This window comes from Bacillus seohaeanensis (assembly GCF_042684945.1).
GTDB classification, from domain to species: domain Bacteria; phylum Bacillota; class Bacilli; order Bacillales; family Bacillaceae_B; genus Rossellomorea; species Rossellomorea seohaeanensis.
This window is the reverse complement of the sequence record NZ_JBHUMF010000023.1, coordinates 35,750-49,181: the sequence shown is the minus strand read 5'-3', so window position 1 is coordinate 49,181 and position 13,432 is coordinate 35,750. Positions and strand designations below refer to the sequence as shown.

Here is a 13,432-nt window from a genome sequence, read left to right as displayed (position 1 = left end):
GTAATACCCTACTGATTAAAGTTTGTCTATTGATTTCTAATAGCATATCCCAACTCTAGAATGTAAAAAAGAACTGCTTTCTAATTGGCTGAATACAAAATCTCCCGTGTCATAAATTGAAATGCTTTTTCCTTCTTCGGGTAAATAATCTTTTCCCGTGCGGTACCCCCCTTTGCGTGTTCCGTCAGGTAAATAGGTCGGACATACAATCGTCCAGTCTAGTTTCGTCGATTGGAGGATAAGGAATGCTTTTAAGTGATCTTCCGCAGCCCTTGTACGTTTACGTCTTGATTCATTTGATTGAAAGCGATAAAGCCTAGGGGAGGTTCTAGATTGCAAAATTCCAGCAGTTCCGACTGTGACAATTCTTTCGATATGATTCTTACGCATCGCCTCCACTATAATTGGCATACTTTTTGAAAGGGTGTCATTTTTATCTGTGCCTAGGCAGCTAATAACAGCGTCGCAACTTTCTATTACTTTCTCAACATCCTCTTTTTGAAGTACATCACCTTTATGAATGGTGACATTTTGGTGTTGGTTTATATTTTGTGGATTTCTTACTAATACATTGACATGGTGTCCATATTGAAGTGCGTTCTTAAGGACAACAGAACCTACCCTGCCGCTTGCTCCGAATATAGCTATCTTCATTTTTTTCCTCCAATTTGTAAATTAATTATTTTCATTTTAACTAATTCTGATGATTTTTACATATTTGAGCAAACTATTTATAGATAAGAAAGTAAATTAAATTTTTGAACATCTTGAAATCAGAGGATTTTCCGTTGACATTTAGGTAGGTGCGTTTTATGATAACATTCATACTATTAATTCCGATAAGTTTAATGGGGGTTTAACAAATGAAAAAATGGAAATTATCGTTTATTTTACTCGTTGCATTGTCGATTCTATTGGCAGCATGCGGAGGTAATACAGAAGAAAAGGAGCAATCTTCTGATGAAGGTAAACAGTCACTTTACGATAAAGTGAAAGAGGATGGAGAACTGTTAATTGGAACAGAGGGTACATATCCTCCATTTACATTTCATGATGAATCAGGAGAACTTACTGGTTTTGACGTAGAAATTGCTCGCGAAGTAGCAGATCGTTTAGGAGTAAAACCTGTATTCCGAGAAACACAGTGGGATGCAATGTTTGAAGGATTAAATTCAGAGCGTTTTGATATGATAGCAAACCAAGTAGGGATTCGTGAAGATCGTCAAGAAAAATATGACTTTTCCGTACCTTATATTGAATCAACAGCTGTTGTTGTAACAAGTAAAGACAATGATAAAGTAAAATCATTCGAAGATATTAAAGGGCTCGTGTCTGCTCAATCATTGACAAGTAACTATAAGGACATTGCAGAGAAAAATGGTGCAACTATTCAAGGTGTTGAAGGGTTAGCACAAGCAGTCCAATTACTTGAACAAGGGCGCGTCGATGTTACAGTAAACGACAAAATATCTATTTTGGACTATTTAAATAAACAAAAAGATGCCAATATCAAAATTACAGCAGAAGCGGGAGAAGCTTCTGAAAGTGGTTTGATGTTTAGAAAAGGAAGCGACAAATTAGTAGAAGAAGTAAATAAAGCGTTAGAGGAAATGATGAACGACGGTACGTACCAAGAAATTTCTGAGAAATGGTTCGGGGAAGATGTATCTCCTAAGTAGTATTTTTCAAAATCCTGAAGCCATGTTTGATATAATACAAAGCTCCCTGCTTCCAATGATTAAGGGGGCTTTGTATTATTCTATTCCTCTAACAATTATTTCTTTTATTTTAGGGATGATTTTAGCTATCGTAACAGCGTTAGCAAGATTATCGAGCGTTAAAATTTTTCGTGGTGTTGCAAGAGTGTATGTATCGGCAATTCGTGGAACACCTTTATTAGTACAGCTATTTATTATTTTTTATGGACTTCCTAATCTTGGATTAAAGTTTGATCCTTTTCCTTCGGCTATCATTGCTTTCTCGTTAAACGTAGGTGCCTATTCGTCAGAAATAGTACGTGCTGCTATTCAATCGATTCCAAAAGGACAATGGGAAGCTGGTTATTCTATTGGGATGACGTACGCTCAAGCATTAAAAAGAATTATTTTACCGCAAGCAACAAGAGTGTCTATTCCGCCACTGTCGAACTCATTTATTAGTCTTGTAAAGGATACGTCTTTAGCCTCTTTGATTTTAGTAACAGAGCTATTTCGTAAGGCTCAAGAAATTGCAGCAACAAACTATGAGTTCTTATTAATGTATGTGGAGGCTGCCTTTTTATATTGGATAATGTGTTTTATTTTAACTATTATTCAAGATAGGATTGAAACAAGGCTTGATAGGTATATTGCTAAATAATTCTTTTTAAGGAGAGGGGGCAGACTGATGATTAGTATTAAAGGTTTGAAAAAAAACTTCGGTGATTTACAAGTGTTAAAAGGTATGGATGTTAATGTGGAACAAGGACAGGTTATTGTCTTAATCGGTCCATCTGGATCTGGAAAAACAACGTTTCTTCGCTGTTTGAATGCTCTTGAATTACCTAATGATGGCGTCGTTACGATAGAAGACTTAAAGGTTGAATTTAGTAGAAAAGTATCAAAGCAAGATTTATTGAAATTTCGTAGAAAAACAGGAATGGTTTTTCAAAACTATAATCTTTTTCCACATATGACGGCACTAGAGAATGTAATGGAAGGACCTATTACAGTCCAAAAACGTTCAAAAAGTGAAATTCGTGAAAAAGCCATTAATCTTTTAGAAAAAGTTGGACTTGGTGACAAAGTAGACTATTATCCATTTCAATTATCAGGTGGGCAGCAGCAACGGGTAGGGATTGCAAGAGCTCTAGCAATTGAACCAAAAGTAATGCTGTTCGATGAGCCTACATCTGCACTCGATCCCGAACTTGTCGGAGAAGTGTTGAAAGTAATGAAAGACCTTGCAGAAGAAGGGATGACAATGGTAGTCGTCACTCATGAAATGCGATTCGCAAAAGAAGTTGCTGACACAGTAATTTTTATGGATGGCGGATATATAGTCGAACAAGGAAAACCAAATGAAGTATTTGAAAATCCTAAAAATGAACGAACTCGTCAATTCTTAAATCTTATTCAATAGAATAGAAAAGCGAAGGCGGCTCGGTCAGCTCGCGAAGAAAATAGGGATTCCCCTTAAAAGGCGCCTTTTGCCTTTAGAGGGGAATCATCTTTTTCACAGCGAGTTAGCCGCAGTAGCTGGACAAAAAGAAAAGCGAAGGTGGCTTGAGCAACATCCCGGAAAGGCGCCTTTTGTCTTCTGGGGCTGCTTGGCTTATGCCTCGAGCCACTGGAGTTAAATAAAAAAGAGTAAAAGAAGTTTGCTGAGTAGACTTCTTTTACTCTTTTTTTATTTTTAATGTTAACTAATTCGGTTAATGGGTTGACAATTATGGTGAATCCAGTATATTTTGAAATATAGAAAAACAATTGGAGGGACTTCCTATGAAACTGAAAAATATGATTCTAGTAGCTATGTTTACTTCTATCGTTGCGGCGTTAGGGATTTTACCACCTATAGCGTTACCATTTACGCCTGTTCCAATTACTGCCCAGACATTTGGTGTCATGCTAGCTGGAGCAATTCTTGGAGCAAGGTTGGGTGGGCTAAGTATGGGATTATTTGTTTTACTGGTTGGAATAGGTGTACCAATATTATCTGGTGGGCGAGGTGGACTGCCTTCTTTGATTGGACCAAGTGGGGGATACATATTGAGTTGGCCAATTGCCGCTTTTATAATCGGTTTTCTTGTTGATCGTTACAAAGAAAGATTAAAAATGTGGAATATGGTGCTATTTAATTACGTCGGTGGAATCCTTTTTATTTATTTAGGTGGGATAACTTATTTATCTTTTGTTTCAGCACTTTCCTGGCAGGAGGCGGCTATCTCTGCTTTAGTTTATATCCCTGGCGACAGCTTAAAAGCAGTGGTTGCTGGAGTAATCGCCCTGCAACTTCGTAAAACAGCCCCTGTTGCAAGGTTTATAAAAGAACAAAAGGCTGCATAAAACAACCGCTTTTTTCAGCAACTGTAATTTGGTTAAAGGATGTTTTTGTAAAGAGTGTTGCTTTTTAGCTGAAAACTGAGTTGGTTGAAGCAGAAGGGAGCTTGATTCTCTTCCTGCGGAAAGCAACGGGCAAAGTTCATAAGTAAAAACAACAACCTCTAAGAAAAGAGCCTTACTAAAAAGAAATATTTCCAAGTAAAAATTTGAGGGGAAAATCCTTAAAACGGAGGAAAATATGGAGTCATACATTGGAGAACTTTTAGAAGAACACAGCTTTTTATATCCAGATAAACTAGCGATTATTTCAGATAATAAAACATATACATATGGAGAATTTCACTATGCTGTAGAAAGATTACAGAGGGAGATGATTGCATATAGCGGAATATCTAAAAAACGAGTCGGAATTTTTGTAGAGGAACCGGCCTTGTTTTTGGTTATTTTCTTTTCGGTTATTAGAAATGGTTGGAGCGCTATCCCGTTAGATAGTAAATGGACTGACGAAGAAATGGAGCATGCACTTGGAATTGCACAACCAGACTTTGTTATTGTAGAAAAAGTGGAGGATTTTCTCTATGATGTAAAGACTATTTTACTATCAAACCTCAATGAATTTAACCTTCAAGACGGGCAAAACGAAATACCAAAAGTGGACAGTGATTTCTATTTTTATATCGGTTTTACATCCGGTTCTACGGGAAAGCCAAAAGGATTTTTCCGAAATCATCAATCTTGGTTGGAGAGTTTTGCTGTTTGTGAACAGGTATTTCCTATACATAAAAACAGTATCGTTTTTTCACCAGGTCCGCTATTTCACTCACTTAGTTTATTTGCTGCGGTTCATGCTCTTCACCTTGGGACAACTATTCATGTCAGCAATTCTTTTTCTTCAAGAGTAGTAGTAGAGAGGATTGCTAGAGAAGGTATAGATACTTTAATTGCTGTTCCAACAATGATAGAGGCAATTATTAATCTATATAAAGATGCGGAGCAAATTCCTTCCCATTTGCAGACTTTTATCGTGTCAGGTTCAGAATGGTCTAGGCAATCTAAACAGAAAACAAAATCATTGTTTCCAAATGCTAAATTATTCGAATATTATGGTGCATCTGAATTAAGCTTTGTCATGTATAAAGAGTATATTGCGGAAGAGGAAAAGGGTCACAGTATGTTTCCTGGCGTTTCACTAAATATCCTAGATGACAATGGAAACAAAGTATCTCAAGGAAAAGTTGGGAAGGTTTACCTTTCGAGTAATATGTTATTTTCAGGTTATTTAAATAATGAAAGAGAAACTGTAAATGTTTTAACGAAGAATGGAGCTACGGTTGGAGACCTTGGTTATCAAGATGAAGATGGATACATATATTTGGTTGGCAGAGAAAGCAATATGATTAAATCTGGCGGATTGAAGGTGTTTCCAGAAGAAGTAGAAGAGGTTTTGCAATCACATAAGGATATTGAGCAAGCATTTGTATTCTCAATGCCTGACAATTATTGGGGAGAAAAAGTGGTAGCTGCAGTTATTTGGAAAAACGCAATGAATACTGTTGCAGATGATGAATTGAAGGATTTTTGTAGGAAGTATCTTGCTTCTTTTAAGGTTCCGAAACAGTTTATTCAAACAGATAAATTGGCATTTACGAAAACTGGAAAAATTGATCGTAACGCAACAAAATACAGATTGGAGATTTTAGTATGAGGGAGGCTTTTATTGTTTATGCAAAAAGGACTCCGATTGGAAAAGTCGGTGGTGTTCTAAAAAATGCAAACCCAGAATATCTCGCTTCAGAAGTTTTAAAAGACATAGTAAAAGGCTCAAAAATTGATCCAGATTCTATTGATGATGTAGTACTAGGAAATGTCGTAGGGCCAGGTGGAAATATTGCCAGACTTTCTGCATTATCGGCAGGGCTGCCATTATCGGTATCGGGAATGACAATTGATCGACAATGTGGATCAGGACTTGAAGCAATTATTACTGCCTGCCGTTTCGTACAAGCGGGTGCAGGAGACGTTTATTTAGCTGGCGGAGTGGAGAGTACAAGTAGAGCTCCGTGGCGATTGGAAAAGCCTGATAATTTATTTAGCCAAAAGCCACCACGCCTTTATTCAAGAGCAAAATTTTCACCTGATACAATTGGAGATCCTGAGATGGGGGTGGCGGCGGAAAACGTTGCGGAAAAATATCAAGTTTCACGAAAAGATCAAGATAAATATGCATGTAATAGTCATAAGAAAGCATTAGCCTCTATTGAAAATGGACGCTTTCAGGACGAAATTACCCCTATAAGAAATAATATAAGAGATGAATGTCCAAGAAATAATTTAACTATTGAAAGACTTTCCAAATTACCACCGGTTTTCAAACAAAATGGAACAGTAACAGTCGGAAACGCCTGTCCGATAAACGACGGTGCTGCCATCGTGTTAATTTTATCAAAAGAAAAGTGTGAGGAATTTGGTCTTACCCCAGTACTTAAGTTTAGAGACAGCAGTGTTGCAGGAGTGGACCCGAATTTATTAGGAATTGGACCTATCCCCGCGGTTCAAAAGCTTCTAACAAAAACAGAGACTTCCATTATGGACATTAACCTAGTGGAATTTAATGAAGCATTCGCGTCACAAGTTCTTGCTTCCCTTCGAGAGTTACAGATCGATGAATCAAAAGTAAATGTAGGGGGCGGTGCCCTAGCACTGGGTCATCCGTATGGTGCATCTGGTGCAATCCTTGTTACCCGCTTATTTCATGAAATGAAAGCAAGAAAGTCAGGGGAAATGGGATTAGCTACATTAGGTATTGGTGGAGGGATTGGATTGGCTGCGTTATTTGAAAGGATACGTTCATAAATTTGTCTGTTTTTCTTCTTTTGTGGAAAAGGTTATTTTTCTTTTTTTGTGGAATAAGAAAAGTAGGGAAGCAATTTAAGGAGGAGATAGAAATTGGGTTTCAGAATTGAACGGGATACAATCGGGGAAATGAAAGTGCCAGAGGAGAAGTATTGGGGTGCACAAACACAGCGAAGTAAAGAAAACTTTCCTATTGGTCAAGAAAAAATGCCAATTGAGGTTACATATGCATTTGCTCATTTGAAAAAGGCTGCCGCTATGGCTAACCACTCTCTCGGAAAGCTTTCAGAGACAAAACGAGATGCGATTGTAAAGGCTTGTGACGAGGTAGTTTCAGGTGAGTTAGATGAACATTTTCCACTTGTTGTTTGGCAAACGGGAAGTGGCACTCAGTCTAATATGAACGTTAATGAAGTAGTTGCTTTTCGTGCAAATGAAATTTTAAATGAAAAAGCCTCAGAGGAACAAATTCATCCGAATGATGATGTGAACATGTCGCAAAGTTCTAATGACACATTCCCAACAGCAATGCATGTTGCTGCGTACAAGGAAACAAGCGAAAAACTAGTACCTGTACTAAAAGATTTTATCGACGTGTTAATAGAGAAAGAAGAAAAGTTTAAAGATGTTATTAAAATCGGACGAACACATTTACAAGATGCCACTCCATTAACACTAGGCCAAGAGATTAGTGGTTGGCGCGCGATGATGGAAAAGTCATTAAAAATGGTGGAGGAAAGCAGTCAGCAGTTAGTACATTTAGCTATTGGTGGAACAGCTGTCGGAACGGGGATAAATGCTGATCCTGCTTTTGGTGAAAAAGTTGCTGAACAATTATCGATTCAAACAGGTTTTGACTTTGTTTCGTCAAACAATAAGTTTCACGCCCTCACTTCACATGATGAAATTGTATATGCACATGGTGCATTAAAAGGATTAGCTGCAGATATTATGAAGATTGCCAATGATGTCCGTTGGTTAGCAAGTGGTCCTCGAAGTGGGATTGGAGAAATAACTATTCCTGCTAATGAACCAGGAAGTTCCATTATGCCGGGAAAAGTAAATCCAACGCAAAGTGAAGCAATAACAATGGTAGCTACCCAAGTATTTGGTAATGATGCTTCTATCGGGTTTGCCGCAAGTCAAGGAAATTTTGAATTAAATGTTTTCAAGCCAGTTATCATCTACAATTTTCTGCAATCCGTCCGTCTTTTAGCGGATGGTGTTCAGTCATTTAATATCCGTTGTGTAAGTGGTATGGAAGCAAATGAAGAGGTTATCGAGAAGTTTGTGGAAAATTCGCTTATGCTTGTCACAGCATTAAATCCTCACATCGGATATGAAAAAGCTGCTGAAATTGCAAAATTGGCACATAAACAAAACATAACACTCAAAGAAGCAGCAATAAAAACGGGATACCTCACATCTGAACAATATGACCAATGGATCAACCCTGCCAACATGGTTGGTAAATAACCACTTTAATGCTGCACAATAGTCGGGGACGGACCTTTGAGAAGGTCCGTCCCTCACTACTTTAACGTAACAAAGAAAAACTATAAAGTAAGCCCCTGGCAAAATGCCAGGGGCTTTATCCATGTTATTTAATTGTTTATTACTGTTGGTTGAATCCGCCAATTTGTTGCTCAGCCATTTGTACTAGGCGTTTAGTTATTTCTCCACCTACTGAACCGTTTGAACGAGAAGTTGCATCTGCTCCAAGGTTAACACCAAATTCAGAAGCGATTTCAAACTTCATTTGGTCAATTGCTTGTTGAGCTCCTGGTGCTACTAATTGGTTAGAGTTGTTGTTTCTAGAAGATTGTTGTGCCATTTTCTGTCATCTCCTTGATGTGTTTTTTTGGTTGGGTCAGTTGGATTTGCACCAACACACAAACGATAGTTGTGACCAGCTAATATGGTTTGACCCATTGATTTTAAAAAATGTTTTTTGTATTGCCTTGTTACTACGTATTATGTTCCCAAAAGAGGATTATATTCAAATATAAAACAGGAAGTTTATTCCTATTATTTAATGGTTATATAGAATATTTGCATGTAGATAACTCTAACATCAAAGTGTTCTATATTTAGGGCCAGAGCTTAGCCCCTCGAGGTCATAAGTCCAACCATCCCAAAAAGGCCAAAAGAGCCTTTCCAGGATGGTTGGACTTATGCTTGTGCTGATCAAGGCGCTTGTGCTTTTGTTTGTAGAAAATGTCACACATAATTAAGTTTGTTTCTCAAACGATAACTATATACGAAATAAATGTTGAAAGAATGGTGACATCAAATGAAAGCTTGTGCGCTATGTAACGGAATATTTCAATATAAAGGAGAATGCCCAGAGTGCGGACATTCTACAATAGATCAAGGAAGATATTATGACTATTATGATGATTACAGTGCGTATATGGATATTGAACAAATCCAATTAGCTGATGGTATTCCTAATAGTAGTTGTACGGATAACTGTCTTCATTTGTTCAGTTGTATGAACTGTGGACAAGAGGAAGGGAAGGAGATTCCTTTAAACGAATTTTAAAAGGCTATAGTGAAAGAGTGTTAAGTATTCTTTCACTATAGCCTTTTTTGATTGAGAAATTTAAAATGTTTGTTATTGGGATAGCTTTTCTTCTAGCTCCAGCGGCTAAAGGCTCGAGGTCATAAGTCAAGCACCCCAAAAAGGCAAAGCACGCCTTTCCGGGATGCTCAACTTATGCTTGTCGCCTCTGATCGAGGCGCTTGCGCTTTTGATTATTATCGGATTCTAGATTCTGTTTCAGCATCAAAAAAATGTGCTTTGTTCATATCGAATGCAAGATCAATTGCTTGGCCTGCTGCTACATCAGAACGGGAATCTACTCGGGCAACAAATTCTTGTCCTTCTAATTGAGAGTATAGCATTGTTTCCGCACCAGTTAATTCCGACACTTCGATTTTTGCATTGATCTTTGCTCCAGATGCAGAGTCAATAAACAATGGCTCATCATGGATATCTTCAGGACGCACACCGAGAATAATGCTTTTTCCAACATAACCTTGGTCGCGTAGCACTTTCATTTTTCCTTCTGGAACAGATATTTTTGTTTGACCGATAGAGAATTTTCCTTCTTCAAGTGTACCTTGGAAGAAGTTCATCGCAGGGGATCCAATAAATCCACCGACAAATACGTTCTCGGGTCTGTCATATACCTCTTTAGGACTTCCAACTTGCTGGATAACCCCATCTTTCATAACAACAATACGTGTAGCCATTGTCATTGCCTCTGTTTGGTCATGTGTAACATAAATAGTTGTCGTTTGAAGGCGTTGATGAAGTTTAGCAATTTCAGCACGCATTTGTACACGAAGTTTTGCATCAAGGTTAGACAAAGGCTCGTCCATTAAGAATACTTTTGCATCACGAACAATAGCACGACCTAAAGCGACACGCTGACGTTGACCACCCGATAATGCTTTTGGTTTACGATCAAGAAGTGCTTCAAGTCCTAAAATTTTTGCTGCTTCTTTTACTCTTCTATCAATTTCTTGCTTATCAAACTTGCGAAGTTTTAGACCGAATGCCATATTATCATAGACGCTCATATGTGGATACAGTGCATAGTTTTGGAAAACCATTGCAATGTCACGGTCTTTAGGGGCAACATCATTGACGCGTTTTCCGTCTATCGAAAAATCCCCTTTAGAAATTTCCTCTAATCCTGCAATCATACGAAGTGTTGTTGATTTACCACAACCAGACGGTCCAACAAAAACGATAAACTCTTTATCATCTATATGAAGATTGAAATCATTTACTGCTGTTACTTTACTGTCATAAATTTTATAAATATGGTCTAATTTTAATTCTGCCACGTTAAAATCCTCCCTTTGATATTACGTTTTTAACTTACTTTCATCTTAATGAAAACGCATTCAAAGTTATATGGTCAACTTGCACAAAAATAGACGCTTCTATTTGGGCAGGTTGACCATTTCGAGTTCTAAGCAGGCTAAATAGGCGACTAACGCACCATTGAAACTTTTAATATCAATAGTAGTTTTCTCAATAAATTTGTCGATACGGTATTGAACAGTGTTTCGGTGCATATACAATTGTTTCGCAGTTTGACTTGTATTTGATTGATTTTCTAAATAGATTTTGATTGTTCTTGTCAATTCTTTATCCTCAGAAAGAACTTTGTATATTAAGTCAAAGTTCTTCTCTTTCCAATCTTTTGGCAAGTATTTTAGTACGAAAAAGGGAAGCACGCTAACAAAGGAATGAATTTTTTGTTTTGTTAGGTTTTGTTGTGCAAATTCAAACATATCTTTTTCATATGCAAATAGAGGAAGGAAATCTTTGTTCACTTGTTTGAATTGACCAATAAAAAAATTTGGTGTAATAAATAGGTCCGACTCAAGGACGAGTGCAATGGATTCAAGTTGTTGTTCATCGATAGTTGATGTTGCTAGTTCTTCTATAATAAGACCGCTTTTTTCGCTTAAAAATACGATTGTACTGTTGGCGGTAACAAGATGTTGAAGTGCCTCTTTTAGTAAAGGTAGTTCAACTTCCTTCAAAAAAGAGAATTGAACAATCCTATGCGGTTTCTCACTTTTAGTCGGAGTGAAATCATGTGAACCCTCACCGGTTAGAAATTGAAACCATTGGGAACTTTCAAATGTAGTATTAAGAGAAGTAGTAGAGGGGGTTACTTCCTTGAATAAACATTGCAATAATTGGAGCTCTTTTTCTGTAAGATCACTTTCCGGTATGCCGATAAAATTATCTTCACCTGCTAAGGAGAACCATTTTTTATTTGTTTTTCCTATTGGCAGGTGCTTTTGAGTGGTGGCTGCAGGATATTTAGCTATTAATGAAGTTAGCATGTAAAAAACCTCTTTAATTGTTTTAGATTTAAAATTTTGTCTTTGTATTTATTGTACGAGAATGGAGCTCATTTTCAACCATGTACTGAACAATATTTTTTTAGGTTTTGTAGGCGGCTAGGGGAGTATTAAAAATATTGGCTCTTTTCGTGAAACTTGTTGCTTTTTAATGAAAACTAAGTTTAACCTACTGAGTTGATTCTCGCTGCGGGTACTTGACTCCTGCGGGAAGAGAGGGAAGTGGGAGACCCCGCAGGCGAGGCGTATGTCTAGCTCCAGCGGCTAGCTCGCTGTGAAAAAGATAAAATTCCCAAAAGGCAAAGGGCGCCTTTTGGGAATTTTCCTATTTTCTTCACGAGCTGGTCAAGCCGCTTCCGCTTTTCCTGGAGGCTCCCATTCCTCCCCGATGAGTCTTGTGCCCGTAGCGGAAATCAACGGTCTCACAATTTATAAGTAAAAACAACAATCTATGAGAAAAGAGCCAAAATATTTAAGAAAGTCAAACGCTTAAAAGACAAAAAAAGAGAAGCGGATTGTTCACCAGCTTCTCTTATTCATTGCTTAAGAATCGTATTTTGTTGGAGGAGATTCCTGTTTTAAATCACGAGCCTCTTCAATATTACTAATTTCCTCCCGCGCATGTACAGATCCACCAGACATTCCTTCATTAATTATTCGGTCTACATCAAGAAAAACTTTATCTTTTCCTTCATATTCTGTATCAGGCAGAAATTCTTCTTTCTTTTTCTTCATGCCCCAATCCTCCTTTTTAGATAACCGTTACCGTTATTTTGATATAAAAGAGGGTGGTTCATGCATCCAGGAGACACTGATATCAATAGTATTGATTTTTTTAAAAGGGAAGTGCCTTATATAAAAAGGTTAAGAACCTCATTCATACACATGAAAGAGCATTAACTCATGGATTTGTTTTTTAATTGTATCTTCCTTTGGAGGAACAAGTTTATCCCATTCAATGTCGCCATTTTTGTGATAATTGCCGCTATATTTCGTTCCTTCAAAGTAAAATGAAAATGTCCACCCTGGAAGTTTTTTGTTTTTGTACATATTTTTAAACTGAAAATGTTGTATCACTAGTTATCACCTCTATCTCCTATTGTAAACGTTTCCTCTAAGTTGTGTATAGATGAAAGCGATGTTTTACGCATATTTGGGGTATTGTCGTAATACTATTTATTGAATGTGAGAGGGGGCAAGCATAAAATGAATAGTAATGCGTTTATACGTAAGTTAGAAAAAGCGATTAGTGATGAATGGACAGCCTATTATTTTTATAGAGAATTGAAAAGTAAGACAAATAATCCACTTTATGTAGAGTTTATCGAACATGCGAAAAAGGATGAAAAAGAGCATTATGAAATGTTTCAGTATTTACATTACTTGTTAACCGGGGAGTATTATGAACATAAAAAAGAAAAGGTTGAATTTGCTACCTTCAAAGAAGGGGTATTAAAGGCGTTAAAGGATGAGTTAGAGGCTGCGGAGTTTTATCGGGACATGCTATTTGAACTACCTAGTCAGCAAGCATATCAGCCGCTATTTATTGCCATGACAGATGAGATGGAGCACTCTACAAGGTTTTCAACAATTTATAATTCTTTAAAATAGTATTAACGGAAAAATAAATAAGGACGTTCTCA

Annotated in this window: 15 protein-coding genes; 9 read left to right on the top strand and 6 right to left on the bottom strand. The window is 37.3% G+C overall.

Annotated features, from left to right (window positions below; genetic code table 11):
- Positions 1-36: 36 nt before the first annotated feature.
- Positions 37-654, bottom strand: coding sequence for an NAD(P)-dependent oxidoreductase (locus tag ACFSUL_RS10040; RefSeq protein ID WP_377934983.1), 618 nt, complete (start codon positions 652-654; stop codon positions 37-39).
- A 209-nt stretch (positions 655-863) separates the two neighbouring features.
- Here ACFSUL_RS10040 and ACFSUL_RS10035 point away from each other — a divergent pair, with 209 nt between their 5' ends.
- From ACFSUL_RS10035 to fumC, 7 genes are all read left to right on the top strand, one after another.
- Positions 864-1,679, top strand: coding sequence for an amino acid ABC transporter substrate-binding protein (locus tag ACFSUL_RS10035; protein ID WP_377934981.1), 816 nt, complete (start codon positions 864-866; stop codon positions 1,677-1,679).
- A complete protein-coding gene (locus ACFSUL_RS10030) occupies positions 1,663-2,358 on the top strand; it encodes an amino acid ABC transporter permease (protein WP_377934979.1) in 696 nt (231 codons plus the stop codon). Before ACFSUL_RS10035 ends, ACFSUL_RS10030 begins: the two co-directional genes overlap by 17 nt.
- A gap of 27 nt (positions 2,359-2,385) precedes the next feature.
- Positions 2,386-3,120: an amino acid ABC transporter ATP-binding protein gene (locus ACFSUL_RS10025; protein WP_377934976.1), complete on the top strand. Its 735-nt coding sequence runs from the start codon at positions 2,386-2,388 to the stop codon at positions 3,118-3,120.
- Between the two features lie 362 nt (positions 3,121-3,482).
- A complete protein-coding gene (locus ACFSUL_RS10020; RefSeq protein ID WP_377934974.1) occupies positions 3,483-4,046 on the top strand; it encodes a biotin transporter BioY in 564 nt (187 codons plus the stop codon).
- 235 nt (positions 4,047-4,281) lie between these two features.
- The gene (locus ACFSUL_RS10015) at positions 4,282-5,748 is read left to right on the top strand and encodes an AMP-binding protein (RefSeq protein ID WP_377934972.1); all 1,467 of its coding nucleotides are present in this window, start codon (positions 4,282-4,284) and stop codon (positions 5,746-5,748) included.
- Entirely contained in the window at positions 5,745-6,896 is a 1,152-nt protein-coding gene (locus ACFSUL_RS10010) for a thiolase family protein (RefSeq protein WP_377934970.1), read from the top strand. Before ACFSUL_RS10015 ends, ACFSUL_RS10010 begins: the two co-directional genes overlap by 4 nt.
- A 93-nt stretch (positions 6,897-6,989) precedes the next feature.
- The gene (gene fumC / locus ACFSUL_RS10005; protein WP_377934968.1) at positions 6,990-8,372 is read left to right on the top strand and encodes a class II fumarate hydratase; all 1,383 of its coding nucleotides are present in this window, start codon (positions 6,990-6,992) and stop codon (positions 8,370-8,372) included.
- Positions 8,373-8,511: 139 nt separating this feature from the next.
- On the opposite strand, the gene ACFSUL_RS10000 is transcribed toward fumC, so the two are convergent.
- Positions 8,512-8,730 (bottom strand): small, acid-soluble spore protein, alpha/beta type, encoded by a 219-nt coding sequence (locus ACFSUL_RS10000; RefSeq protein ID WP_071413227.1) that lies wholly within the window; start codon positions 8,728-8,730, stop codon positions 8,512-8,514.
- A 459-nt stretch (positions 8,731-9,189) separates the two neighbouring features.
- Between ACFSUL_RS10000 and ACFSUL_RS09995 the strand changes: the two genes are divergently transcribed.
- Positions 9,190-9,441 (top strand): hypothetical protein, encoded by a 252-nt coding sequence (locus tag ACFSUL_RS09995; RefSeq protein WP_377934966.1) that lies wholly within the window; start codon positions 9,190-9,192, stop codon positions 9,439-9,441.
- A 215-nt stretch (positions 9,442-9,656) separates the two neighbouring features.
- Here ACFSUL_RS09995 and ACFSUL_RS09990 read toward each other — a convergent pair whose 3' ends face one another.
- The 4 genes from ACFSUL_RS09990 to ACFSUL_RS09975 form a co-directional block, all read right to left on the bottom strand.
- Positions 9,657-10,754, bottom strand: coding sequence for an ABC transporter ATP-binding protein (locus ACFSUL_RS09990; RefSeq protein WP_377934965.1), 1,098 nt, complete (start codon positions 10,752-10,754; stop codon positions 9,657-9,659).
- Positions 10,755-10,853: 99 nt separating this feature from the next.
- Complete coding sequence (locus ACFSUL_RS09985) at positions 10,854-11,771, bottom strand: PucR family transcriptional regulator (RefSeq protein ID WP_377934963.1); 918 nt, start codon at positions 11,769-11,771, stop codon at positions 10,854-10,856.
- Between the two features lie 561 nt (positions 11,772-12,332).
- On the bottom strand, positions 12,333-12,524 hold the full coding sequence (locus tag ACFSUL_RS09980) for a hypothetical protein (protein ID WP_377934961.1): 192 nt from the start codon (positions 12,522-12,524) through the stop codon (positions 12,333-12,335).
- A 138-nt stretch (positions 12,525-12,662) separates the two neighbouring features.
- Positions 12,663-12,866: a YheE family protein gene (locus tag ACFSUL_RS09975; protein ID WP_377934959.1), complete on the bottom strand. Its 204-nt coding sequence runs from the start codon at positions 12,864-12,866 to the stop codon at positions 12,663-12,665.
- 129 nt (positions 12,867-12,995) lie between these two features.
- Between ACFSUL_RS09975 and ACFSUL_RS09970 the strand changes: the two genes are divergently transcribed.
- Positions 12,996-13,400 (top strand): ferritin-like domain-containing protein, encoded by a 405-nt coding sequence (locus tag ACFSUL_RS09970; protein WP_377934957.1) that lies wholly within the window; start codon positions 12,996-12,998, stop codon positions 13,398-13,400.
- The last annotated feature ends 32 nt before the right edge of the window (positions 13,401-13,432 follow it).